The sequence below is a fragment of the Paraburkholderia sp. J7 genome (genome assembly GCF_905220155.1).
Lineage (GTDB): Bacteria > Pseudomonadota > Gammaproteobacteria > Burkholderiales > Burkholderiaceae > Paraburkholderia.
In genome coordinates, this window is sequence record NZ_CAJMYZ010000028.1 from 41,229 (window position 1) to 66,647 (window position 25,419).

Annotated in this window: 20 protein-coding genes; 16 read left to right on the forward strand and 4 right to left on the reverse strand. The window is 60.1% G+C overall.

The genetic code is table 11. The features are described from left to right. Positions 1 to 73 precede the first annotated feature (73 nt). The 11 genes from ccsB to U5A58_RS34310 all read left to right on the forward strand — a co-directional run bounded on the left by ccsB (position 74) and on the right by U5A58_RS34310 (position 13,152). Complete coding sequence (gene ccsB / locus U5A58_RS34260; protein WP_321915949.1) at positions 74 to 1,267, forward strand: c-type cytochrome biogenesis protein CcsB; 1,194 nt, start codon at positions 74 to 76, stop codon at positions 1,265 to 1,267. Between the two features lie 590 nt (positions 1,268 to 1,857). Beyond that, entirely contained in the window at positions 1,858 to 3,264 is a 1,407-nt protein-coding gene (locus U5A58_RS34265; protein ID WP_321915950.1) for a cytochrome ubiquinol oxidase subunit I, read from the forward strand. 4 nt (positions 3,265 to 3,268) lie between these two features. Next, positions 3,269 to 4,489 (forward strand): hypothetical protein, encoded by a 1,221-nt coding sequence (locus tag U5A58_RS34270; protein WP_321949244.1) that lies wholly within the window; start codon positions 3,269 to 3,271, stop codon positions 4,487 to 4,489. 30 nt (positions 4,490 to 4,519) lie between these two features. Next, positions 4,520 to 4,852, forward strand: a complete 333-nt coding sequence (locus U5A58_RS34275) for a cytochrome c (protein WP_321915952.1) — start codon at positions 4,520 to 4,522, stop codon at positions 4,850 to 4,852. Between the two features lie 324 nt (positions 4,853 to 5,176). Further along, on the forward strand, positions 5,177 to 6,112 hold the full coding sequence (catA, locus tag U5A58_RS34280; protein WP_321915953.1) for a catechol 1,2-dioxygenase: 936 nt from the start codon (positions 5,177 to 5,179) through the stop codon (positions 6,110 to 6,112). A gap of 116 nt (positions 6,113 to 6,228) precedes the next feature. Then, positions 6,229 to 7,587 (forward strand): Rieske 2Fe-2S domain-containing protein, encoded by a 1,359-nt coding sequence (locus U5A58_RS34285; protein ID WP_321915954.1) that lies wholly within the window; start codon positions 6,229 to 6,231, stop codon positions 7,585 to 7,587. Beyond that, positions 7,584 to 8,072: a benzoate 1,2-dioxygenase small subunit gene (benB, locus tag U5A58_RS34290; protein ID WP_321915955.1), complete on the forward strand. Its 489-nt coding sequence runs from the start codon at positions 7,584 to 7,586 to the stop codon at positions 8,070 to 8,072. Before U5A58_RS34285 ends, benB begins: the two co-directional genes overlap by 4 nt. A gap of 63 nt (positions 8,073 to 8,135) precedes the next feature. Beyond that, positions 8,136 to 9,158, forward strand: a complete 1,023-nt coding sequence (gene benC / locus U5A58_RS34295; RefSeq protein ID WP_321915956.1) for a benzoate 1,2-dioxygenase electron transfer component BenC — start codon at positions 8,136 to 8,138, stop codon at positions 9,156 to 9,158. After that, positions 9,155 to 9,931: a benzoate diol dehydrogenase BenD gene (gene benD / locus U5A58_RS34300; RefSeq protein ID WP_321915957.1), complete on the forward strand. Its 777-nt coding sequence runs from the start codon at positions 9,155 to 9,157 to the stop codon at positions 9,929 to 9,931. The genes benC and benD overlap by 4 nt, the downstream gene beginning before the upstream one ends. Before the next feature lie 693 nt (positions 9,932 to 10,624). Then, positions 10,625 to 12,073 (forward strand): sugar porter family MFS transporter, encoded by a 1,449-nt coding sequence (locus U5A58_RS34305; protein WP_321930687.1) that lies wholly within the window; start codon positions 10,625 to 10,627, stop codon positions 12,071 to 12,073. Further along, positions 12,070 to 13,152 (forward strand): LacI family DNA-binding transcriptional regulator, encoded by a 1,083-nt coding sequence (locus U5A58_RS34310; protein WP_321915959.1) that lies wholly within the window; start codon positions 12,070 to 12,072, stop codon positions 13,150 to 13,152. The genes U5A58_RS34305 and U5A58_RS34310 overlap by 4 nt, the downstream gene beginning before the upstream one ends. Positions 13,153 to 13,204: 52 nt before the next feature. Here the strand turns inward: U5A58_RS34310 and iolB are convergent, their stop codons facing one another. From iolB to iolD, 4 genes are read right to left on the reverse strand one after another with little or no spacing between them, the layout of a single operon-like run. Continuing rightward, positions 13,205 to 14,002: a 5-deoxy-glucuronate isomerase gene (gene iolB / locus U5A58_RS34315; protein ID WP_321915960.1), complete on the reverse strand. Its 798-nt coding sequence runs from the start codon at positions 14,000 to 14,002 to the stop codon at positions 13,205 to 13,207. Continuing rightward, positions 13,999 to 15,963, reverse strand: a complete 1,965-nt coding sequence (locus U5A58_RS34320; RefSeq protein ID WP_321915961.1) for a bifunctional 5-dehydro-2-deoxygluconokinase/5-dehydro-2-deoxyphosphogluconate aldolase — start codon at positions 15,961 to 15,963, stop codon at positions 13,999 to 14,001. Before U5A58_RS34320 ends, iolB begins: the two co-directional genes overlap by 4 nt. A gap of 55 nt (positions 15,964 to 16,018) precedes the next feature. Next, positions 16,019 to 16,882 carry a sugar phosphate isomerase/epimerase family protein gene (locus U5A58_RS34325; protein ID WP_321915962.1) on the reverse strand — a complete coding sequence of 288 codons (864 nt, stop codon included), beginning with the start codon at positions 16,880 to 16,882 and terminating at the stop codon, positions 16,019 to 16,021. Positions 16,883 to 16,918: 36 nt separating this feature from the next. After that, positions 16,919 to 18,856 (reverse strand): 3D-(3,5/4)-trihydroxycyclohexane-1,2-dione acylhydrolase (decyclizing), encoded by a 1,938-nt coding sequence (gene iolD / locus U5A58_RS34330; protein ID WP_321938053.1) that lies wholly within the window; start codon positions 18,854 to 18,856, stop codon positions 16,919 to 16,921. 231 nt (positions 18,857 to 19,087) lie between these two features. Between iolD and U5A58_RS34335 the strand changes: the two genes are divergently transcribed. The 5 genes from U5A58_RS34335 to U5A58_RS34355 all read left to right on the forward strand — a co-directional run bounded on the left by U5A58_RS34335 (position 19,088) and on the right by U5A58_RS34355 (position 25,359). Continuing rightward, positions 19,088 to 20,539, forward strand: coding sequence for a Gfo/Idh/MocA family oxidoreductase (locus U5A58_RS34335; protein ID WP_321915964.1), 1,452 nt, complete (start codon positions 19,088 to 19,090; stop codon positions 20,537 to 20,539). Positions 20,540 to 20,588: 49 nt separating this feature from the next. After that, positions 20,589 to 21,530: a sugar phosphate isomerase/epimerase gene (locus U5A58_RS34340; RefSeq protein ID WP_321915965.1), complete on the forward strand. Its 942-nt coding sequence runs from the start codon at positions 20,589 to 20,591 to the stop codon at positions 21,528 to 21,530. A 296-nt stretch (positions 21,531 to 21,826) separates the two neighbouring features. Further along, positions 21,827 to 23,347: a sugar ABC transporter ATP-binding protein gene (locus tag U5A58_RS34345; protein ID WP_321915966.1), complete on the forward strand. Its 1,521-nt coding sequence runs from the start codon at positions 21,827 to 21,829 to the stop codon at positions 23,345 to 23,347. Between the two features lie 26 nt (positions 23,348 to 23,373). Beyond that, complete coding sequence (locus U5A58_RS34350; RefSeq protein ID WP_321915967.1) at positions 23,374 to 24,366, forward strand: ABC transporter permease; 993 nt, start codon at positions 23,374 to 23,376, stop codon at positions 24,364 to 24,366. 72 nt (positions 24,367 to 24,438) lie between these two features. Then, positions 24,439 to 25,359, forward strand: a complete 921-nt coding sequence (locus U5A58_RS34355; RefSeq protein ID WP_321915968.1) for a sugar ABC transporter substrate-binding protein — start codon at positions 24,439 to 24,441, stop codon at positions 25,357 to 25,359. Positions 25,360 to 25,419 lie beyond the last annotated feature (60 nt).

Below are 25,419 nucleotides of genomic sequence, written 5' to 3' on the forward strand. Positions count from 1 at the left end.
ACATGGCAGCGCATCAGTATCCAGAGACGCAGTCCTTTACGCGATAGGCACGAAGAGTTCACACGTTAATATCATGGAACAGAACCAGGTTTATTTGCCGCCGGCGGCAGCGTGCGCCGCAGACACGGCGGCCGTGCCGCACTTTGACGACCGTGCATTTTTTCTGCGTCTCTCAATCGTAGACTGGCTGTTCGCACTTGCGCTTGTCGGTGGCGTGGGTTTCGCACTTGTGCACTACTACGCGCACATGGACGTTTACGATCGCATGGTGATGATTGGTACATTGCTCGCACTCGTCGCCGTTGGCTGGTATTGGAAGCCTGCGCGACTGCTGACGGCTGGCGTCGCGGTGCTGTCGTTGCTGTCAATCCATTTGTACGACGGTGATCTAAGCCGTGCGGATTCGACGTTCATCCTGCGTTATCTCCTGTCGAGTCAGTCCGCGATCCTGTGGATGAGCACATTGTTCGTTTTAGCGACCATTTTCTACTGGGTCGGCATGCTGAGCCGTTCGGAGGCGGGCGGCGCAATCGGCCAGAAAATGACCTGGGCTGCGGTGCTGATGGGTTTTACCGGGATGATGGCGCGCTGGTACGAGTCGTATCTGATTGGTCCGGACGTTGGCCACATTCCAGTATCAAACCTATACGAAGTCTTTGTGCTGTTCAGCCTAATCACCGCTTTGCTATATCTGTACTACGAAGGGTATTACGGTACCCGATTGCTCGGCGCGTTCGTGCTACTGGTAATCAGTGCGGCTGTCGGATTCCTCACGTGGTACTCGGTGACGCGCGACGCACAGCAGATTCAGCCATTGGTGCCAGCGCTGCAGAGCTGGTGGATGAAAATCCACGTGCCAGCGAATTTTATCGGTTATGGAAGTTTCGCTTTGTCGGCGATGGTCAGCGTGGCGTATTTGCTGAAGTCACGCGGCGTGCTGGCCGACAGGTTGCCTGCGCTCGACGTGCTCGACGACGTAACGTATAAGTCGATCGCGGTTGGATTCATGTTCTTCACAATTGCGACGATACTCGGCGCGTTGTGGGCTGCGCAGGCGTGGGGTGGATACTGGAGCTGGGACCCGAAGGAAACCTGGGCGCTAATCGTCTGGCTCAACTATGCGGCATGGCTGCACATGCGCTTGATGAAGGGGATACGCGGGACTATCGCCGCTTGGTGGGCGCTGACAGGGCTCTTGGTCACGACGTTCGCGTTCCTCGGGGTGAACATGTTCCTGTCGGGGTTGCATAGCTACGGCAAGCTTTGATTATCCGTGAAGATTGCTGCGCTTTGCTTTCAAAATGGCCTGCGCCCTGTAAACGGCGGAGCGGGCGGCCAACCGTTCCGGCGCCAGACGTTGCGAATTGGGTAGAAGCGGGGCGCATGCATCGAAGAGCGCTTGAAGATAGCTAATTGTTTCGCTGAAGCTATGTGCCCCCGCTTTGTGAGATCTTGTGTGAAGCGACGAGTCTGGACGTGCGCAGCGCCGTGAGGGCGGAAAAGTCCGATGACGCAGGCGATTTTCTACGCACATCAATCCAACGATATGGCCACAAGTCGCCCAAAATGTGGCAGCGGTTCAATCGACAAGCGCAAGGCCTGACACTCACGTCGCGCGCGGCCACGCAATCACGTGTACATCAAACAGTTCTTAAAGCCGGCTGATAGAACGAAGCCGCGGAGCGGGTTGCGCCATAAGGCACGCGCAAGCTCATTCGAATTTGAACGCTGTGATCGATCGAGGTCGGTTTCGGGAGCGGGATATTGAGACGCGGGAAGCGGACGCATGATGCGACGCTGAGAAACTGTCGGTCGATTGGCTTTATTGGTTATTTATTTAGGAAGAGGAATATTTGTATGGCGGTACTCGGCATGTACCCGACTTTCTACGTTCCAGGCATCGGCACAGCTTGGGTAATGGGCATCATTGGTGTGATTCACGTCGTTGCGTCCCATACGTCGGTCGGTGCATCGTTTCTGTTCGCGCTGCTCGAGACACGTGCTTATCGCAAAAACGAGCCGCGACTGATGGAATTCATCAAGAAGTACGGGATGTTTCTGCTTGTGTTCTCGTACATTATCGGCTCGATCACAGGCCCCGGTATTTGGTACGCGATTACAGTTGCGAGCCCGCGCGGTGTTAGTGGTCTGATCCACAACTTCGTCTGGGTTTGGGCGACCGAGTGGGTCTACTTTACGGTGGAGGTGATCGGTGTATACGCGCTCGTCTACCTGATCGGCAAGGTCGACCCGAAGACCCACCTGAAGCTGACTTGGTCGTTCGCGCTCGCGTCGTGGGCGACGATGCTCCTGATTGTCGGGATCTTGTCGTTCATGATGTGGCCTGGCAGCGATCGTTGGTATCAGACCGGCTCGACGAGCGATGCATTCTTTAACGTCAACTTCTTCGCTCAACTCGGCACGCGGACCGGCGCTATGTTCGTGATGGCGTCTGTTGTCGGCCTGCTAGTAGCGAGCCGAGTGAGTGACCGCGAGCTACGCCGCGGCGTCGTACGCCTGATTGCCCCTGTCGGGCTTGTCGGTGGATTCGTTGCCGTGCTGATGTTCCTGTATTACCTGCGCACACTGCCGAATAACGCCATCGTGATGCTCAACGCGAATCTGCTGCCAGTCTATGGCAAGGAGATGATCTGCGTGTTCGTCGTCGCTACGCTGTGGCTGTTGTTCGCGTGGTGGCGCCCGCAGAAGGTCTATACGTCACTTGCGGTGACGATGTTCCTGTTTATCGCGGTGTTTGGCGTCTGGCCCGAGGAGCGCATGCGCGAATCGATGCGCAAGCCGTACGTGGTCGGTCAGTATATCTACGGGAACCAGGTGATCGCGCGTGATGTGCCGGCGAAGGGGATCAAGTCGGAGGTCGACGCGATCGCCGCGCACGGCTTGTTGAAGCTTAACCCGTTCGTGCCGGACGGCCTGCGCGCGGTGACCGAAGCGAACGAACTTGAGGTAGGCCGTCTGTTGACAAAGATGGCCTGTGCGAATTGTCACTCGCTAGAGCCTGGCGGCCCGCTGCGAAATCTACCCGGCAAGCTTCAGTACTCGCACGATGCGGACATGATCGCTGCCTTCATGCAAGGCCCGCTGAAACACGGCACACAGCCATACATGCCGCGCATCGATCTGCCCGATGACGAGATCCGCGCGATCGCAAGCTACCTCGCGGCGGTGAATGCCGGCAAGAACGTGAACCAACTGATTGAACAGCAACGAATGTCGATCGTACTAGCATCGACAAGGAAGTAAGGCCATGGATATCGGAGTTGTAATGAATGCGATGCGCGATCCTGCCGGGCTTCCCGCGCAGCCGGTCGTGTTTCAGGTGCTGATGGTGACTACGTGGGTGCTGCATATCGCATTCGTGCATCTCGCGCTCGGCAGCGCGGGGCTCGCTATTATCGCGTTTCACCGCCGCGGCGCCGGCCCGTATTGGGAGCGATTGTCGTTCGGGTTGACCAAGGTTGCGAAGGTCGCAGTGTCGCTACTGATCGTGCTCGGGGTCGGGCCGCTGCTGTTTACGCAAGTGATCTACGACCCGCAGTGGTATACGTCGAACGTGCTGTCCGGGCGTTGGGCGATTGCATTCATCTTTACCCTCATCGTCGGGTACTGTTGCTGGTTCGCGTTCTACCAAGTCAATCACGCGGGTGCGAAGAAGCGCATCGGCCTTTACGCATGGGTTGCGCTTGCGCTGTTCTTTCTTGACGGCCTCATCATGCACGCACTGTCCTATCAGGAACTGCTGCCGCAGCAATGGACTCAGTGGTACGCGCCGGTTGGGGATGTGGATACGCGTGGAGCTTCGCTACACGCGATCGAATGGGCGCGCTACATGTTCATCATGGGCCTGTCGGTGCCGGGCGTCGGCGTTTTCCTGCTCGTCTACGCGCAATACTTCGCCGGTCGTACTGATCGTGAAGCGGCATATCTTGCATTCGCACGTGGACTCGGCCAACGTATAGCTCAATGGGGATTCGCGCTGTCGGTCCCGACGCTGCTTGCATGGCAAGCTGACCTGCCGCACGCGAGTGGGCTCGCACTAAATCCGGTTGGATGGCTCCTCGTCGCTGGTCTAGTTGCGATGGCGTGGTGGATGCATCGCCTCAACCCAGCAACGCATGGTTACCTGCCGGCCGTCGCGAGCATTGCGTTGCTCGGATTGCTCTCGCTCTGGCGCGAAATCATCCGCACTGCCTATCTTCGGCCATTTGGCTATGACGTATACACCTACCCCGTGCACTTCGACTGGCCGTCGACTTTTCTATTCTTCATAACGCTCACGGGCATCGGTGGGTTCGTTGGCGGCTTCTATCTGTTGCTGCTGTACCGTTCGGGCCGGGTCCAAAATTGCTACACGGCCGAGCGCCCGGTCGCGCGCCTTGGCACCGGAGCGCTCGCGGCGCTCGGACTCTGGATCGCCGTGTTCCTCGCCTACGGTATTGCGATCTCGTATCGCGACGGCTTCATCTGATTCGCGGTAAATGCTGCAGAAATTACTCTCATGAAATCGACTCTTCTTGCTGGTCTCACGCTGCTGCTTACTCACCACGCCGTACACGCGCAGGCTGTCGACCCGGCGCCAGATGTCAATGCCGGTGCGCGGCGCGCGGCCGTCTGCTTCGCCTGCCACAACGCAAACGGAATTGCGAGGTTGCCGGGCGTGCCGAACCTCGCGGGTCAGCACTCCGACTATCTGGAAATTGCATTGCACGCGTACCGGGATGGGCAAACGCGACAGAGCCCAACGATGAATGCGATGGCAAAGCCACTGTCGGACCGAGACATCGTCAACATCGCCGCGTATTTCGGTCGCTTGCCGCGCGACGCTGAATGAGTTGCACCATAAGGGCTTGGATCAACTTATCTCTCACCTAAATCTGCTGCTGGCGGCTCGGTCTGTGCGATATCCCGTTGCCAACCCGCATGCAATACCCGAGTGATATGGAAATCTGTTATCCAAAGTATTGGACGCTGTTACCGGACGAGGCGTATAAAGCAACTCAACGAACTTCACCATTGCGGTTTGCGTCACGGCTCGAGTGGCGATTGAACGCGTAGGAACTTTCCTTCTCGATTCGCTAACAATTCCCCCGTGCGTGATTCCGGGACAGTGGGCGTAACCCCAGTCATTTTCGATTACGAAGTGGAGACTGTAACTATGAATGTCAAAGTATTCAGAACAAAGGAAGTACAGGATCTTTTGAAGGCCGCAGTCAATATCGACGATTTGAGCGGAAATCCCCGGCTCAAGGAGATTCTTAATCGTTTGCTGGGCGATCTCTTCAAAGCCATTGATGATCTCGATATCACGCCTGATGAGGTCTGGGTCGGAGTCAACTATCTGAACAAGCTCGGCCAGGATGGAGAAGCGGCTCTTCTTGCCGCCGGCTTGGGTCTGGAGAAGTATCTCGACATCCGCATGGACGCCGAGGACAGGGAGATAGGTATCGATGGCTGCACGCCGCGGACCATTGAGGGACCGCTCTATGTGGCTGGCGCGCCCTTGCGCGATGGCGTATCGAAGATTGACATCAATACTGACACAGACGCGGGCCCGCTTGTCATCCACGGTACTGTCACGGGACCAAGCGGTGAGCCAGTTGCAGGGGCAGTCGTCGAATGTTGGCACGCCAATTCGAAGGGTTTCTACTCGCATTTCGACCCGACGGGTGCCCAGAGCGAGTTCAACCTGCGCGGCGCAGTTAGAACCGGTGCCGACGGCAAGTACGAATTCCGCACGCTTATGCCGGTGGGTTACGGCTGCCCGCCGCACGGCGCTACGCAGCAGTTGTTGAACGAGCTTGCCCGCCATGGAAATCGTCCGGCGCACGTGCACTTTTTCGTCACGAGTGCGCATCACCGCAAGCTGACGACGCAATTCAACATCGAAGGTGATCCACTAATCTGGGACGACTTCGCGTACGCCACCCGTGAGGAGCTAATTCCGCAGGTGATCGAGAAGACTGGAGGTGCGGCGTTGGGCCTGAAGGACGAAACGTACAAGGACATCGAGTTCAACTTTGTTCTAACGCCGCTGGTGCAGGGAAAGGATAACCAGCTCGTCCATCGCCTTCGGGCTTCCGCCGCGGCGTAACAGCCCGATCTGGCGGCGGTGGGTAAGCACCTCCGCCTGGCGAGAGCCCATAAGAATCATTCGACGCCAATGCGCGAACTCCGTGCAGGATCTTGAACGCGCTTAGGAGAGGAAACATGTCAAACATTTTCGGCAAAGCCAAAGAACTGGATCAGCTACTTGTCACTGCAGTCCAGGATGACAAGGAGGCAGGCATATTCCGTTGCCGGCGCGATATCTTCACCAACGCCGATCTGTTCGATCTGGAGATGAAGCACATCTTCGAGGGTAACTGGGTGTACCTAGCTCACGAGAGCCAGGTTTCCAGCAACAACGACTACTACACCACGTGGATTGGTCGTCAACCGGTGGTCGTCACGCGCGATAAGACCGGAGAATTGCACGCGGTCATCAATGCCTGTGCGCACAAGGGGGCGATGCTCTGCCGGCGCAAGCACGGCAACAAGGGCAGCTTTACGTGCCCTTTCCACGGCTGGACCTTTTCCAATGCCGGAAAGCTGCTGAAGGTGAAGGATGAGAAAACGACCGAATATCCCGTGCAATTCAATACGGACGGCTCTCATGACCTGAAAAAAGTCGCGCGCTTCCAGAACTACCGTGGGTTCCTCTTTGGCAGTCTCAATGCGGACGTTCTTCCGCTGGAGGACTACCTCGGCGAAGCGAAAGTCATCATCGACCAGATCGTTGATCAGTCGCCGAACGGGCTTGAGGTGGTGCGCGGTAATTCTTCGTACGTATACGAAGGCAATTGGAAGATGCAGATGGAGAACGGTTGCGATGGCTATCACGTGAGCACTGTTCACTGGAATTATGCCGCGACGATGGGACGGCGAAAGGAAGAGGGCACGCAGGCTGTGGATGCCAACAGCTGGAGCAAGTCGGTGGCGGGCGTGTATGGCTTCGACTACGGCCACATCCTGCTGTGGACCAACACGATGAATCCAGAAGTGCGTCCGGTCTATCGACAGCGCGACGAAATCAAGGCGCGTGTCGGCGAAGTGAAGGCGGATTTCATTGTCAAGCAGACGAGAAATCTGTGCCTGTACCCGAACGTGTTCCTGATGGACCAGTTCAGCACGCAGATCCGCGTGGTGCGCCCGATCAGCGTGGACAAGACGGAAGTCTCGATCTTCTGTTTCGCGCCCAAGGGTGAGAGCCAGGCTGACCGCGCTACGCGAATTCGTCAGTACGAGGACTTCTTCAACGTGTCCGGCATGGGTACCGCAGACGATCTGGAAGAGTTTCGCGCCTGCCAGAATGGGTACGCCGGCACCACAGCGCTTTGGAACGACCTGTCGCGAGGCGCGCCGTTGTGGGTCGATGGCCCGGACGAAAACGCAAAGAAGATGGGACTTAAGCCGCTGATTTCGGGCGAGCGTAGCGAAGATGAAGGCCTGTTCGTGTGCCAACACGAATATTGGGTGCGCGTGATGCGCGACGCGCTCAAGAAGGAACAGGAAGGAGCACAGGCATGAGTTTCGACTACCAGAAAATCTGCGCCGTGCTGTACCGCGAAGCGCGCCTGCTCGACGATAGGCAGTGGGAAGCGTGGCTCGACTGCTATGCCGAAGACGTCACGTACTGGATGCCCGCGTGGGACGACGACGACCAGCTCACCGACGACCACCAGTCGCAGATCTCGCTGATGTATTACCCGAATCGCGGCGGCCTCGAAGACCGCGTGTTCCGCATCAAGACCGAACGCAGCGGGGCCTCGATGCCGGAGCCGCGCACGAACCACAACGTCACGAACGTGGAAGTGCTGGCGGGTCGAGGCGACGAAGTGGATGTGCGCTACAACTTCCACACGCTCAGTCATCGCTACAAAACCACGGATAGCTTCTTCGGCACGATGTTCGTCACCTTGCGCAAGAGCGGCGGCGAGTTCCTCATTGCCTCTAAAAAGATCGTGCTGAAGAACGACTACATCCGTCAGGTGCTCGACGTTTATCACGTTTGAAGGCGCGCCTAATTGTCGTTTGAAAGCGAGACCCGGTTTCAACATGGAAAAGAAGGGGACACCATGTCCAGCTACAAGATTGCACTGAATTTCGAGGACGGTGTTACCCGTTTCATCGATTGTAAAGCGGGCGAGAAGGTCCTCGATGCGGCCTTCCGCGCGAGGATCAACCTGCCGATGGATTGCTCCGACGGAGTGTGCGGCACCTGCAAGTGCCGTGCAGAAAGTGGCAGCTACGACCTCGGCGAAGACTATATCGAAGACGCGCTGACCGAGGACGAAAAGGACAGAGGCCTCGTGCTCACCTGCCAGATGGTGCCGGAAAGCGATTGCGTGATTGCGGTACCGGCGTCTTCCATCGTATGCAAAACGGGGCAGAGCAAGTTTGCCGCTACGGTGACAAAAGTCGAGCAGCACAACGACGCTGCAATTGTGCTCGAACTCGATGTGGATACAGCTGGGCCGATGTTCCTGCCGGGCCAGTACGCCAATATCAACGTGCCGGGCAGTGACCAACACCGTTCGTATTCGTTCTCCTCTGCGCCGGGCGAATCGAAGATCAGCTTCCTGATCAAGAAGATTCCTGGCGGCGTGATGAGCACGTGGCTCGAAGCCGCACAACCGGGCACGAAGCTCGATTTGACGGGGCCGCTCGGCAGCTTCTATTTGCGCGACGTACAGCGGCCGCTGCTGTTTCTCGCAGGCGGCACGGGTCTGGCGCCGTTCCTCTCGATGCTGGAAGTGCTCGCGCGCACCAACGCGCAGCAGAAGGTGCACCTCATTTACGGCGTGACGCGTGACCTCGATCTTGTGCTGGTCGAAGCCATCGACGCCTACGCAGCGAAGCTGCCGAACTTCAGCTTCGCTACCGTCATCGCCGACGTGGATTCGAATCATCCGCGCAAGGGCTGGGTCACGCAGCACATTTCCGCCGACGCCTTGAACGATGGCGACGTCGATGTGTACCTGTGCGGCCCGCCGCCGATGGTGGACGCCGTACGCAAGTATTTTGATGACGAAGGTGTGAAGCCCAACAGCTTCCACTACGAGAAGTTCACCCCGAACGTCGGTCCGAAGGCGGCATGAACATGCAACGATTCGCAGGCAAGGTCGTCGTCGTCACCGGTGCGGCGCAGGGAATTGGGCGCGGCGTCGCGCTGCGTGCGGCGGTCGAAGGCGGCAAGGTCGTGTTCGTCGATCGCGCGGATTTCGTGGCTGAAGTCGCGGCCGAGGCGAAGGGCGCTGAAACGGCGGGATTCGTCGCCGACCTCGAAACGTATGACGGCGCGAAAGCGGCCATGGATTTCGCCGCGCAACGATTTGGCGGAATCGACATTCTCATCAACGGTGTGGGCGGCGCTATCCGCATGCGTCCGTATGCGGAATTCGAGCCGGCACAGATCGATGCGGAAATCCGCCGCTCGCTCATGCCCACGCTGTACACGTGTCACGCCGTGTTGCCGCATCTGCTCGAGCGCGGGCGCGGCACCATCGTCAACGTTTCTTCGAACGCCACGTGCGGCATTCGCCGGTTGCCGTATTCGGCAGCGAAGGGCGGCGTGAATGCGATCACGCAATCGCTGGCTATGGAATACGCGGAGGACAATATCCGCGTGGTTGCCACGGCGCCCGGTGGCACCGTGGCACCGTCGCGCCGCATCCCGCGCAATGCCGCTGGTGACAGCGAGCAGGAAAAGGTCTGGATGAGCGAGGCGGTAGCGCAGGTTACCGAATCGACCTTCTTCAAGCGCTACGGCAGTCTCGACGAGCAGGTGGCCCCGATCATGTTTCTCGCGTCGGACGAAGCGAGCTACATCACGGGCTCCGTATTGCCGGTTGCCGGCGGCGATCAGGGCTGACTCGCAAATGCCAGGCGCGGGTTGGTTAGAGATCGCTCGCTAATCCGAGTCCCGTTGCCTGGATTCGCGCGAGTCAAGAAGCCCAGGTTTTCCCTCAGACGTTCGTAATCAAGCTGCACAGGACGTTATTTCCATTGTGAACCGCGTCCACGGCCTTCAGACGGCACTCCCCTGATGCTGTTCATTCTTTCGTCCGCAACGGAAATATGACGGCCAACTGCTTGTTTACAAAATGTTTACGCCTGTCAGTTGATCCGCGGAAATCCTGTTTTCCCGTGCGCAACGCAAGATTAAGTTGACCAAAAATGGTCAAAATTTGCGTTGTCGCTGGGGTAAAGTTTCACTACTTTCCTCCATACAGACTTGCGCGAAGCGCGGCATGGGCCACGGACGGCTCCCGCGCGGGATCGTGGTCGATAACGTCGGAGACACCGTCCATGCAATCCTGCTTCTCACGAGACGACTCGTCCCGTGTTCGCCCGGAACCCGGGCTCCGTCCCTGAACGATCCATTTGCATAATCGCGGTTGCGCGAGCGACCGTGCATGGTGAGCGGTGCAAAAGCAGGATCGATGCGTTCCATCGTCGAATGCGCCGGATCAGGAACAGCGAACTGGTGGTTGCGAATCTTTGCCATTGCGGCAAGGATCCGCATTGCAAGAAAGCGCTGTCGAGAAAGAATACGGAGACAAAGATGCGAAACGCTTACGAAGCGCCCATTCCCGGCGACTTTGACCAATCCGATACGAGCGAAGCTACGCGCATTGCCCGCTTCGTCCGGCTCGTCACCATCGTCGCCACGTTTGGCGGCCTGCTGTTTGGATACGACACAGGCGTCATCAACGGCGCACTCGGCTACATGAAGCGTGATTTCGGGCTCACTCCCCTAACTGAGGGGATGGTCACGAGCTTCCTGCTGCTTGGCGCCGCAATGGGCGCTGTGATTGGCGGCCACCTTGCCGATCGATATGGTCGCCGCACGAGCATCATGACGCTGGCGGTCACTTTTCTCGTTGGTACGCTCGCCTGCACATTCGCGCCCACCGTGACGGCCATGGTGATCGCGCGCTTCGTGCTGGGTCTTGCGGTTGGCGGCGCATCGGTGGCGGTTCCGACCTATCTGGCCGAGATGGCGCCCGCGGACAGACGCGGCCAGATCGTGACGCAGAACGAATTGATGATCGTCTCCGGGCAGATGCTCGCGTTCATTCTCAACGCCGTGATCGGCAACCAGTGGGGCGCGACGCACGGCATCTGGCGCTGGATGCTGGTGATCGCGACGTTGCCGGCGGTCGCGTTGTGGATCGGTATGCTGGCGATGCCCGAAAGCCCGCGCTGGCTCGCGTCCAAGGGGCGCATTGGCGATGCGCTCCGCGTGCTCAAGCGTGTTCGGGAACAGCAAAACGTCGCGGCTGAACTCGCCGAGATCCGTCATGCGGGCGCGCAACATCGCCAGACGGGCCGCCGTGTGATTGCCGAATTGTCGACGCCCTGGATACGTCGTGTGTTCTTCATCGGTCTGGGCGTTGCCGTGGTGATGCAGGCAACCGGCGTCAACTCGATCATGTACTACGGCACGCAGATCCTCACGAGTTCCGGTTTCGGCCGGGAAACCGCGCTGATCGCCAATATCGCCAACGGTGTGATCTCCGTGCTGGCGACGTGCGTGGGTATCTACGCGCTGGGCAAGATCGGGCGGCGGCCAATGTTTATCCTCGGTCTTTCAGGGACCACACTGTCCCTGTTGATGATCGGTCTGTTCTCGGATTGGTTGCCCGTTTCCCACTTGCGCGCGGGCTTGATCCTCTCGGCGATGGTGTGCTTCCTGAGTTTCATGCAGGCGCTGATCGCTCCGGTCAGCTGGGTGCTGCTGTCCGAACTGTTCCCGCTGAGGATCCGAGGGTTTGCGGCAGGTGTCGCGGGCTGCACACTCTGGCTCGTCAACTTCGTCATTGGCCTGTGCTTTCCATCTCTCGTGGCGCATGTCGGAATTTCCAATACCTTCTTCCTGTTCGCCGCGTTGGGGCTCGTCTCGATCACCTTCATCACGCGTTGTTTGCCGGAAACGAGGGGCCGGAGCCTCGAAGCCATCGAGGCCTGGTTCCAGGCCGGACACGACCGGTCGTCGCGGGCGGCTAGATGAGCGACTCCGCAACAGGGCAACGCGCTGGGACGGGCGCGCGTCGCAAACGCGACGCGCGCTTTGTCGAGATCGCGCTGGAAGCGGGTGTCAGTGAGTCGACGGTCAACCGCGTGCTCAACGAGCGCGGCAGCGTGTCCGAATCCGCGCGCGAGCGGGTGATTGCAGCGGCACGTCGACTGGGCGTGCGGCGCGTGTTGCCCGATGTGCGGCATGGGCTCATCCACATCGACGTGTTGCTGTCGCACGGCGATACGCCTTTCTTCCGGCGTCTGCTCGCAGCGTGGCAACGTTCGGCGCAAATCATTGACAAGCGCATCGTCCTGCACCGGACGATTCTCCCGGAGTCGGACGCCGCGGTGGTCGAGGCCATCGCGCGCTCGCGCTACAAGCGCGCAGGGCTCGTCCTGACTGCCCGGGACACCGTGCCTGTGCGCGAGGCGCTTGCGGCCGCCATTGAGCGAGGCGAATCAGTCGTGACGCTGATGACGGATATCACCGGCGTGCCGCGCGTGCATTACGCGGGCATCGACAATGTGCGCGCGGGCCGCACGGCCGGCTATTTCATCGGGCGACTGGCGCGGGCTCCGGGCCGCGTGCTGAAGCTGTGCGGCGGCTTGAGCTTCGGCGCGCACCGCGACCGCATGGCCGGTTTCCGCGAGGGTATGGCTGCCGCGCACGCGGACCTCGTCTATCAGGGCGCGGAAATCGAAACGCAGGACAACGCCGACGCCTGTTACCGCGCCGTGTCTCGCGCACTGAAGCAAGGCGATCTGGCGGGCATCTATAACAGCGGCTATGGTTCGCCCGGAATCGCTGCGGCCCTCAGGGAGTTCGGTGCAGCGGGCAAAGTCGTATGGATCGGCCACGAGATGCTCGACGAGCATCGGACCTTCATCGAAGAGGGGACGATGGATCTCGTGATCGATCAGAACCCCGACGCGCAGGTCATATCGGCACTGCAACACCTGCTGCATGCCTGTGGTGTGCTCGCCGATTCTCCTCCGGTTGGCCCGGTCGAATTCGGTGTGTTTTGCCTCGCGAACGTGCGCGAGGCGCCTTATCTTCCAGCGACGCTCTGAACGCGGACGGCGGGACGGCATGCACCGTCCACGCCGCCGCGTTCAGACGCACCTATTTCGCCAGCATCCATTCGTGCGCGGGATCGTTCCTGAAGTGCCAGACGCGCTTCGGACCCGCCATCACGTTGAGGTAATAGCTGTTGTAGCCGTGTGGCGCGACGACCGGGTGGTATCCGCGCGGCACCATCACGACGTCGTGATTCTCGACCGCATACGCCACGTCGATGTCGCGCGAGTCGGTGTACACGCGCTGGAACGCGAACCCTTGCGGCGGATCGATGCGGTGATAATAGGTTTCCTCGAGAAAGCTCTCTTCGGGAATGGCATCGACGTCGTGCTTGTGCGGCGGATAGCTGGACGAATGCCCGGCAGGTGTCACGACTTCGACGACCAGCAGCGACTCCGCCGGTTCGCTTTGAGGAAGAATGTCGCATACGTAGCGCGTATTCGTGCCCGCGCCGCGAACCGATCGCGCGATGGTCGCCGGCTCGATCAGGCGCGCTTCGAAGCGGCCGGTCGCCGGCGCGGTGCAAAGCGCAATCTCGACGTCATCGTGCGATTCGATCGACACGCTTTGGCGCGGCGGAACGTACACCGCATACGGAGACTGAGCCTCGAACACGCTGCGCCGCCCGCCGATCTCGCGCCAGCAATGTTGGGGCGTCGACACCGTGACGACGCCGGTCAGCACGACGACACACAATTCCACGGCGCCCGTATTGAACACGATACTTTCGCCCCTGCCCAAGCGCTTCGCGGTAAATCCCACGTGGCGCCAGCCCGCGCTTTCGGGTGTCACTGTCACGATGCCACGACCCGTTTGCTGCCCCTTGACGATCAGGTTGCTCATGCGGCCTCCTTCTGCGTGCGAGACTGTCTCCAGAGGCGGATCAGCACCTCGAAGTTCGCGCGCACCTGAGCGACCAGGGTCTGGTCGTCGATTTCACCCGCGAGCCATGCGCGGCTCGGCTCGTAGAAAATCGTTCGGCCGACGGTGAATCCGCGGCAGGTTCGGCTCGCGCTGGCTTCGACGAAGCCGTCTGCGAGTCTTTCGATGGGGGCGTTCAAGCCGAGCAGCACCACGCCCCTGCAATACGGATCACGCTTTTCGATCAGCGCGTCGATGTCGCGCCACTCGGTCGCGCGCGGCGACTCGAGTTTCCACCAGTCCGGCTGGATGCCGAGGTCGTACAGTCTCTCCAGCGCGCGAACGATCAACGACGGTGGATTCGGTCTGTTTTTCGGAGGAATGACTTCGAGCAGCAGTTCATGACCGCTCGCCTGCACGGCGTCGTAAAGCGAGCGCAGTTGCTGCTCCTGTTCGATCCGGTGCTCGGCTTCGTCGTCGGGGTGATATTGCACGAGGCACTTCACGATGTGCTCGCGCGGCCACAAGGCGAGCGCGGTGCCAATCGAGCGGCCATGCTCGAACTGCAGCGGATTGGAGCCCGGAAGTTCGACCGGCCGGCCGATCCACCAGCCGCGGCCTGTCGCGGCGTTGAGCGCATCCTGGCCATAGCGATCGTCGATCAGCACGGCGATCTTGCCTTGCACGCCGATCTGCGCCTCGGTTTCCGCCACGGCCGCCACGAACAGTTGCTTGAGCGTCGAAATGCGCGCTTCGTCCACGCCTGCCTGCTGCGCGAGTGCGAAGAGCTGCTCACGATGATCGAACGCGAAGCCGAGCACTTCGTCCCATTTACGTCGCGCCGGGGTCACGCGATGAAGATGCGTGAGCGTGGCATCGCGATCGGGCCGCTTCATTTGCGCGGCGTTGGCGAGGAAGTAATCGAGCTCGGCCGGCGTGGGCATGGCGGGTGCGCACGCATGCCGCGAAACGACCAGCGCGCCGCAGGCATTGGCGAAGGCGCAGCAGGTCGTCTCGTCGGCGCCCGTGAGCCAGCCTTTGAGGAAACCCGAGATGAACGCGTCGCCGGCGCCAAGCACGTTGAGCACTTCGACCTGAACGCCGCGATAGTTGCGCGCGTCGTCGAGCGCAGCCGGAATCGGTCCGTCGATGATCGCGCATCCGAGCGGCCCGCGCTTGACCACGAGCGTGGCGGCCGTCAAGGCGCGCACCGCGCGCAGGGCGTCGAGCAGATCGTCGCAACCGCCTGCAATGCGGAATTCTTCTTCCGTGCCGACGATGAGGTCGAACATCGGCACAATGCCGCGCAGATGCTCGCTCACGCTGCCGTTGGCGATGAAGCGGGTTTCGCCATCGGCCTTGCCGGTAAGTCCCCACAGGACAGGACGATAGTCGATATCGAGCACGGTGCGCACGTCATTGCGACGCGCATATTCCAGCGCCTTCATGCTCGCGCGATGCACCTGCGGCGTAGAGAAGTGCGTGCCGGTGATGAGCAGCGCGCGGCTCGAGGCGATGAACGACTCGTCGAAGTCGGCTTCATCCAGCGCCATGTCGGCACAGTTCTCGCGGTAGAACACAAGCGGGAACGTTTCGCGATCCTTAAGACCAAGTAGCACGAGAGCGGTCAGGCGTTGCGGGTCGGTGACGACATGGCTCACGTCGCAGCCCTCGCGCGTGAGCGCGTTCACGAGGAATCGCCCCATGTGATCGTTGCCGACACGCGAGAGCATGGCCGACTTCAGACCGAGCCGTGCGCAGCCGAAGGCGATGTTGGCCGAGGAACCGCCAAGATAGCGTGCGAAGCTTGAGACGTCTTCGAGCGGGGCACCGATCTGTTGCGCGTAGAGATCGACCGCGAGCCGGCCGAGGCAGATCACGTCGATTTTTCGGTCGGGCGCGAGCGTTGGATTTTGCGCGGCGTTTTGCACCGGGTTTTGCACGATGGGTGCTCCTGTTGCGTTGTGTAGTGTCAGGCGAAAAGCATGGACTGGCGGGTCACTTCAGGCCGAGGCCGCGCTGGACGGCGTCGAGCATCATCCGGGACGACTCGTCCGCGCGTTCCTCCCAGGCGAAGACCGCGACGGTCGCGATGCCGTCGAATCCGATGTCGCGCACGGAGCGGAAGAACGTGTCCCAGGGAATCTCGCCCTGCCCGATGTCGAGATGCTGATGTACCGTCGCGGTGACGCCTGGAGGATTCACGATGTAGCGCAGATTCGACGATGCACGGTGGTTGTACGTGTCGGCGATGATCAGGTGAGTGAGCTTCGGCTTCGCGTAGTCGAGCATGGCCGCGATGTCGCCTTTGCCGTCATCGTAGAAGTACGTGTGCGGGACGGCGTAGAGGTAGTTGAGCCACGGTTTGTCGAGGCCGCGGATGATGTCTACGGACTCGTTGTTGCGCTCGCAGAAGTCGTAAGGGTGCGCCTGAATGTCGAGCTTGATGCCCTCACGCTCGAACACCGGCAGCAGTTCCTCCATCGAGCGCATGAACTGCTGTTCACACACCAGCGCATTGTCGGACTGGCCGCTGAATTCCGTATTCATGAGGTCGCATTCCATGTCCACGGCAACCTGAATCGCGCGCTTCCAGTTGCGCACCGCGGCTTCGCGCATCGCTTCGTCGGGGTGCGACCAGTGGTAGAGCGGCAGCAGCGAGGAGAGCTTGACGCCGTTCTCGCGCAATGCGTGCTTGAACTCGCGCACGCGTGCTTTGTCCACGCGCGGATACTTGTAGAACGGCAGGAAATCTTCCCGCGGCGAGAGTTCGATGTATTCGTAGCCGAGTTCGGCCACTTTCTCGACCATCTGCGGAATCGGCAGATGGCGGTACATGTAGGGATCGAGGGCGATGCGCATGTCGGTTCCTGATTGAGGGTCTGTAGAAAAGGGAGATCAATACCGCCGGGCGCGGTTGAGCGCCAGCTTCATGAGCCGGGATGCTTCGTCGACGGCTGCGCTCGTGGAAACTTCCGGCACGCCCACGTGCCACCACGATCCGTACTTGTGCACCATGGTTTTCGGCAGCACCTTGATGTCGATGAGTGTCGAGACGCTCTGCGTGCGCGCGTCGTCGAGCGCTGCGACAAGTTCATCCATCGACTTGACCGTGTACGTTTTGCAGCCGTAGGCGGCCGCGTTGGCTGCGAAGTCGATGGGCACGAAGCCGCCCGTGAGTGCGCCTGCCTCGCTGTCACGAAAGCGGAACTCAGTCCCGAAACTTCCCATGCCGTGCTCCATCTGCAGGTTGTTGATGCAGCCGAACGTCATGTTGTCGAACAGCAGGACATTGATCTTGCGGCGCTCCTGAATGGAGGTGACGAGCTCGGAGTGGAGCATCATGTAAGAGCCGTCGCCGACGAATGCGAACACCTCCTTGTGCGGCTGCGCGAGCTTCACGCCCAGTGCGGCGTTGACTTCGTAACCCATGCACGAATAGCCGTATTCGACGTGATAGCTGTCTTCTCCCTTCGGTCGCCAGATGCGTTGCAGGTCGCCCGGCAGGCTGCCGGCGGCGGCGACAACCACGTCGCGATCGGTCAGCTTCTCGTTCAGCAGCCCCAGCACCTGGGTCTGCGTGAGTGACGAGCCGGTCAATCGGACGAACTCGTCGAGCACGCCGCGATCGAGGTGGTCATCGATTTCCGGTACGAATTGTTCGGGCGTATAGCGCACCTGATGGACACGCTCTTCCTCGGCGCGCATACGCGCAATCGCATTTGCGATATCGCTTCGGCGGCCGGAAGAGAATGCGATGCCTTCGAATGCTTCCGAAAGCGCATTGATACCTGGTTCGGCATCCGAAACAATCGATACTGCATCGAGCTTGCCGGCGTCGAACGCACTGGTGTTCAGATTGACGAACTGAACCTCGGGAGACTGGAACAGCCACTTCGAGGCGGTCGTGAAGTCCGTATAGCGCGTGCCAACGCCGATGACGAGATCGGCCTCACGTGCGATTTCGTTTGCGGCAAGCGAGCCCGTTTCGCCGATTCCGCCCAGATTGAGCGGGTGATCCCACGCCATCGAGCCCTTGCCAGCCTGGGTGTGCGCAACCGGAATGCCGAATCGCTCGGCGAACCGAACCAGTGCCTTTTGGGCATTGGCGTAGCGCACGCCGCCTCCGCAAACGAGCAGCGGCCGACTCTTGCGAGCAGCGACGGCGGCGGCGCGCGCCACGGCGGCGGCCGCTGGTGGCCGGCGCTCGATGTAGTGCACGCGCTTCGCGAAGAAGTAGTCGGGGTAGTCGAACGCTTCGGCCTGAACGTCCTGCGGAAGGGCGAGCGTCACGGCGCCTGTTTCCGCAGGATCGGTCAGCACGCGCATGGCGTTGATGCATGCGCTCATGAGTTGCTCGGGGCGCACGATGCGATCCCAGTACTTGCTGACCGGGCGGAACACGTCATTGGTGCTGATGGAGAGATCGTGCGACTGCTCGATCTGCTGGAGCACAGGGTCGGGTTGGCGTCCGGCGTGGACGTCGCCAGGAAGCAGCAGCAGGGGGATGCGGTTCGCGGTCGCGGTGGCCGCAGCCGTCACCATGTTCGCCGCGCCGGGGCCGACCGACGACGTACAGGCGTAGATCTGGCGGCGTCTGCTTTGCCTCGCGAAGCCGATGGCCGCGTGAGCCATGCCCTGCTCATTTCTTCCCTGATGCACGACGAGGTCGCCCGCGTCCTGCTCGAGCGCCTGGCCGATGCCGAGGACATTGCCGTGTCCGAAGATGGTGAACACGCCCTTGACGAATTTCGTCTGCTCGCCATCGAACTCGACGTACTGGTTATCGAGAAATCGAACGAGCGCCTGTGCCGTCGTTAGCCTGATGTGACCCATGTGTGATCCGTGCGGTGATGAAAGTGTGTTTGCGGTACTCATGCGATGAGTCGCGCAGCCGGACAGGCTGCCGTTGCATCGCGATGCCGGGTGGGGCAGAAGGCAATACGCACGAGAGGCGGAGGTCTTCGCAGCCCTGGAGGGGAAGAAGGGAAGGTCATTGGCTGTCTCCAACATTTTTCTCTGCCGCGAAGACGCTGACCCGCGGCGGGTGTGTCGTTCGAGCTTTCGATGACAAAGTTAGGCGAGCGTCGTGCAGGCGACAACCGAAACATTGACCATTTCTGGTCAGGCCTCGCAGCCCGGAATCACCGGGGAAAACACCGATCGATGCCGCGCAACCCGGCCGTCATGGATGAACCTGGAAATGCTGCAGGGTGTGACCAGATCTGGTCATTTTTCTTGTTGCGGCGGCAGGGCGCCTCTCTAAACTTCGGCTCACAGACACAAACGACACATCGGCCCCGTTGTTCACCTGACACGGAAAAGGCCTGGCAGCCGGAGACGCATACATGCCATTCCCTAGGCTTCTCCCTATGCCGTTGGACAACGTTGACGTGTCGTCAACTTTTGCGTGACTGGCGGCAGGGCGTTCTCACTCCTGGCGAGCGAATGCACACGATCCAGTCAGACGGGATTTTCAAAAACTTAGGATTTCGATATATGAAGAACAAGCTTCGTGTCGCGGTAGTGGGTGCGGGTCTCATGGGCGCGGACCATGTTGAGCGCATCGCGAACCGGATTGTCGGTGCTGAGGTCGTCGCGGTTGTCGATGTCGATGTGGAGCGCGCACAGCAAGCTGCGAGCAAGGCGCCGGGCGCTACAGCGGAAGCGGATATTGCGCCGGTTCTGGCGGAAGAGCGCGTTGACGCCGTAGTGATTGCGACGCCGGGTTTCCTGCATGAAAAGACTTTGCTTCAGGTTCTCGACCACGGGTTGCCGGTCCTATGCGAGAAGCCGCTTACGCCCGACGCGGAATCGGCATGGCGAATCGTCGAAGCGGAGCGCAAGCTCGGTCGCAAGCTCATTCAGGTGGGCTTCATGCGGCGGTTCGACGCCGAGTACCGGCAACTGCGCGAGATTCTCACGTCGAAGGAACTGGGCGATCCGTTGCTGCTGCACTTCTCGCATCGCAACGGCACAACGCCTGCGAATTTCACGAGCCAGATGCTGGTGAACGATTCGGTGGTGCACGAGTTTGACGGCATCCGCTTCATCACGGGAGAGGAGATCGCCTCGGTGCAGGTGCGGCTCGGTCGTCCGACGCGGCACGCCCATCCTGGCCAGCATGATCCCCAACAGGTGCTGATCGAAACGACAAGCGGGGTGCTTGCCGACGTCGAGATCTTCGTCAACGCGCAGTTCGGCTATCAGGTCGCCGCGCAGGCTGTGTTCGAAGACGGCATCGTCAACATCGGAAGCGATGGCGGCCCGTACGTGCGCAGCGCCGGTCGTTGGGGTGGTGCGGTGACGCCAAGCTTCGTCGAACGTTTCCGTCCCGCATTCGATCTCGAACTGCAGACGTGGGTCGACGCAGCACGCCGAGGAACGATCGACGGGCCTTCCGCATGGGATGGCTACGCGACGGCGGCATGCTGCGAAGCAGGCGTTGCCGCGCAGCAGAGTGGAGAAAAGGTACGCGTATCGCTCAAGGAAAAACCGGCGCTTTACCGCGACGCCTGAGCGCTTGCTGCCCAATTACATTCAATAGATTTAAAGCACGGAGAAAACGATGAAGCTTTCGTTCTGCACGGACAGCCTGGGCTATCTGCCCTTTGAACAAATGCTCGACAAGCTGTGTGAGATGGAGGTGTTCGGTGTGGAAATGACGGCCGGCGGCTGGTCGTCGGCCCCACACCTGCGAGCCGACGAGTTGCTCGCCGACGCTGGCAAGCGGCGTGCGTTGCACGCGGCGCTGGAAAGCCGCGGCATGGAAATCGCAGCGCTCAATGTGTCGGGCAATCCGCTGGATCCGGGCGAACTGGGCAAGAAGCACAAGGCGGACATGGAGAAGACGATCCGTCTTGCCGGCGAACTTGGCGTAAAGAAGATCGTGGCGATGAGCGGTCTGCCGCCCGCGAGTCCGGAGGATAGCGTGCCGAACTGGATTACCTACACCACCAGTTGGCCCGCGACGCTCAAGGGGTGTCTCGACTACCAGTGGAACGATGTCGCGATTCCTTACTGGCGCAAGCTTGTCAGCCAGGCCACTGAAGCCGGCGTCGAGAAGTTCGCGCTGGAGAACTTCAGTGCGATGCTGGTCTGGAATCCCGAAACGCTTTTCCGCCTGCGAGAAGGCGTGGGCCCGATGGTTGGCCTGAATCTCGATCCCAGCCATCTGATCTGGATGGGTGCCGATCCGATCGCCGCTGCGCGCGCACTGGGCGACGCCATTCATCACGTACACGGCAAGGACGCGCGCCTCGAGCGCGGGCTAGTCGACGTGAATGGCCTGCTTGAGACGAAGCCGGTCGAGGAAGTGGGGCGCCGCGCATGGAACTACGTCGCGGTTGGCTGCGGCAAGGATCTTCAGTGGTGGAAGGAATTCTTCTCGGTGGTCCGCATGACGGGATACAACGACTGGGTCTCGCTGGAGATGGAAGACCTCACGATGTCGGTTGAAGCAGGCATCACAACTTCCATCGACGCGCTCAAACAGACGATCAGCAGGTAGCAACGCGTGAGTTCCCGAGTGCCAGCGATCGCCTACCCAAGGGACGTACTGGCACTCAGGAGGAAATCAGAATAATTCATAGATGGAGACAGCACATGTTCCGCATTCAGGAAATCACTCAAATCGCCAGGATTTCGTACTGTCCCCTCGCGTTTTCGGACTGACAAACGAGCGGCGGGCGATATCCGCCCGCAAATCCGTACCCCATCCGTACATCTTCGCGCTTGACGTCGCAACGCCACGCACGGCTGACCCGCGTAAGGGGGCGATGTCGCGCGCATGTGAGGAGCAGGACCATGGCTTTAGAGCAGGAAAACTACGTGCTGGAAATGCGGGAGGTCACGAAGGCATTTCCGGGCGTGCTCGCGCTCGACAAGGTGACACTCAAGGTACGTGCAGGCACAACGCATGTGCTGGTCGGTGAGAACGGCGCGGGAAAGTCTACGCTGATGAAGATCCTGAGCGGCGAGCACCGCGTCGATTCCGGCGAAATCTATTTCAAGGGCGCGCCGTTTGCGCCGCGCGGCCCGAAGGCCGCACTCGAGATCGGCGTGGCGATGATCCATCAGGAATTGAGTCCCGTACTCGATATGACCATCGCCGAGAACATCTTCCTTGGGCGCGAGCCCGCCGCGCCGGGGTTTGGCCCGTTCGCGCGCCCCTTCGTAGATTTCGGCCGTATGGTGCGCGAAACACGCGGGCTGCTCGATCGCCTCGGGCTCAAATACGATCCGCGGCAAAAGATGCGCGAGTTGAGCGTGGCGGGCATGCAACTCATCGAAATCAGCAAGGCGATCTCGCGCGGTGCTTCGCTCATCATCATGGACGAACCGACCTCCGCGATCAGCGACACCGAAGTAGACATGCTGTTCGCGCAGATCCGCGATTTGAAGGCGCGTGGTGTGGCGATCATCTACATCAGCCACAAGATGGATGAGATCTTCCAGATCGCCGACGACATCACGATCATTCGTGATGGCAGGTACGTGGATTCCGGTCCCGCGAGCGCCTACGACGAATCGAAGCTGATCTCGCAGATGGTCGGCCGCACCATCTCGAACATCTTCCCGAAGCTGGAAGCGCCCATCGGCGAAACGGTGCTCGAAGTGCGCAACGCAACGCGGCGCGGCGTGTTCCGCAATATCAGCTTTAGCGTGCGCAGCGGCGAAATCGTGGGCCTCGCGGGGCTCATTGGCGCAGGGCGCACCGAGGTCGCGCGGGCGATCTTCGGGCTCGATCCACTGGACGAAGGGCAGATCGTACTCAAGGGCAACGCGTTGAAGCTGAAAGGCAGCGCGAGCGCAATCAAGCATGGTATTGCGATGGTTTCCGAGGACCGCAAGGCCGAAGGACTGGTGTTGTGCCGATCGGTTCAGGAAAACATCTCTCTCGCGAATCTCGGCAAGTTCGTGAAGCGCGGTTTGATCGACGCCGCTCGCGAGCGCACCGCGGCAAGCGAGATGCGCGAAATGCTGAAAATCAAGACAGCCGACCTGCACACGACGACCGGCAATCTGAGTGGCGGCAATCAGCAGAAGATCGTCATCGCCAAATGGCTGCTAGGTGACCTGAATGTGCTCATTCTCGACGAACCGACGCGAGGCATCGATGTCGGGTCGAAGTCGGAGATTCACCGACTCATGTCGCAATTCGCCCAGCGGGGACTCGCAATCATCATGATTTCGTCGGAATTGCCCGAGATTCTGGGCATGAGCGATCGCGTGATCGTCATGCACGAGGGCGCGGTCATGGGTGAGCTGGATCGCAGCGAGGCGTCGCAGGAACGGATCATGAAATTGGCTACTGGAGGTCAATGATGTTGAACAGCATGAATGGAAAAGCCATGTCGCCGCGTGAAAGCGCGATATCGAGAATCAAGGGCGCAAGTCTCGCGGCGATCTACAGGAAGTACGGAACGGTACTGATCTTTATTGGCATCGTCGTTCTCGCGTCCTTCGTGAGCGATGCGTTTCTGACCGTATCGAATCTGACGAACGTTTTGCGGCAGGTGGTGGTCGTGAGCCTCCTGGCCAGCGGGGTCACGTTCATCATCATTCTCGGTCAGATCGACGTTTCGCTTGGCGCGGTGGTCGCGTTGACGGGCACCATCGCCGCAAGCGTGATGTCCGCAACCGGAAGCATTGCGCTCGCCGTGGCGGCAGGCATTGCGATGGGTATCGTCGTTGGCTTCGTCAATGGCTTCGTCGTCACGCAATTTGGCATTCCGTCGTTCATCACGACGCTCGCGATGACCACCGTCGCACGGGGAGGCGTCCTGCTTTACACGGGCGGGGTGCCGGTGAGCGATCTCGGGAACTTCGGTGTGATCGGCCAGGGTTCCGTGGGCCCCATCCCGATCTCGGTGCTGATTCTCATTGCCGTCCTGCTGGTCTCGTGGGTCCTGTTGAACCGCACAAAATTCGGCCGCTATGTCTACGCCACGGGTGGCAATAGCAAGGCCGCGCTCGCTTCAGGCATCAACACGCGAAAGGTCACGATGACCGCGTTCATCTACAGCGGCATTCTCACGGCCGTTGCCGGCATCGTGCTGATGTCGCGCATCAATTCGGGGCAGCCCGCAGGCGGTGTCGGTTACGAGTTCGATGCGATCACCGCGGTCGTGGTGGGCGGCACGAGCCTGATGGGTGGCACGGGAACGATCATGGGCTCGATGATTGGCTCGCTGATCATCGGCGTCATCAACAACATTCTCAATCTTCTGAACGTGAGTTCCTACTGGCAGCAGATTGCCAAGGGGTTGATCATCGCCGTCGCCGTCATTCTCGACGTGAAGACGAAGAACAGCGGCTCGAAAAGAAAGCCGCAAGCAACCTGAGAGACGGTTCAAAGTTTCGCATTCCAGCAGTCACAACGTAGTGAGAAACCGGTCAGACACCAGGAGGAGCACATGAAGGCATGGAAACGAATCGCCGCAGTCGCAGTGGGATTGATGGTCATGGCGGGCGGCGCCGCCGCGGCGGGAAAGAAGTTTGTGGTTGGCTACACCAATCTCGCCGACACCGACGTATTCACGATGACCCGAAAGACCGCGTTCGGTAACGCGGTCAAGGCTGACCCGGACCTGAGCGTCATCTATACCGATGCGAACGGTGACGTCAGTCGGCAACTCGACCAGATCGACAATTTCATTGCGCAGAAGGTCAGCGCGATCGTCATCGTCCCGGTCGACTATCAAGGCATCGTTCCGGGCGTCGAACGGGCGAACAAGGCGGGCATTCCCGTCATTGCGCTTGGCATTCAGTCAGCCGGCGGCAAATATACCTTCGTCGGCTCGAAGAATTTCGATGCTGGGCGCCTGCAGGGTGAATTCATGGACGCCAAACTGCCGAAGAATGCACAGATCCTGTACCTGCAAGGCACGCCCGGACTCTACCACTCGAAGGAGCGTCTCGCCGGGTTCACGCAAACGCTGGCAAAGCGCCCGGATGTGAAAATCCTCTCGAACCTGCCCGCGGATTACGACCGCGCCCAAGGCATGAAAGTAACCGAGGACTGGGTTGAGCGTTACCAGAAATTCGACGCGGTCATCGCTGCGAACGACCAGATGGCGCTTGGCGCACTCGAAGCGTTGAAGACCGCCGGGCGATTGAAAGGCGTCATGATCTCGGGTGTCGATGGCACGGCCGACGCGCTCCACGCCATCCACGCAGGAGACATGTCGCAGACGATTTTCCAGAATGCAAAGGGACAGGCGGTCGCCGCGTATCAGGTGATCGAAACGATCAAGGGTGGCAAGACGCCGCCGCCGGAAGTGATCGTGCCGTTCGAGTCCGTCACCCAGGACAACGTCGCCTCGTACCTGAAGTAGGCGACGTTCATTCGTTGCCGCTTCGTTTTGCGTCGCGGCAACGTTGTGCAGGCGAATATA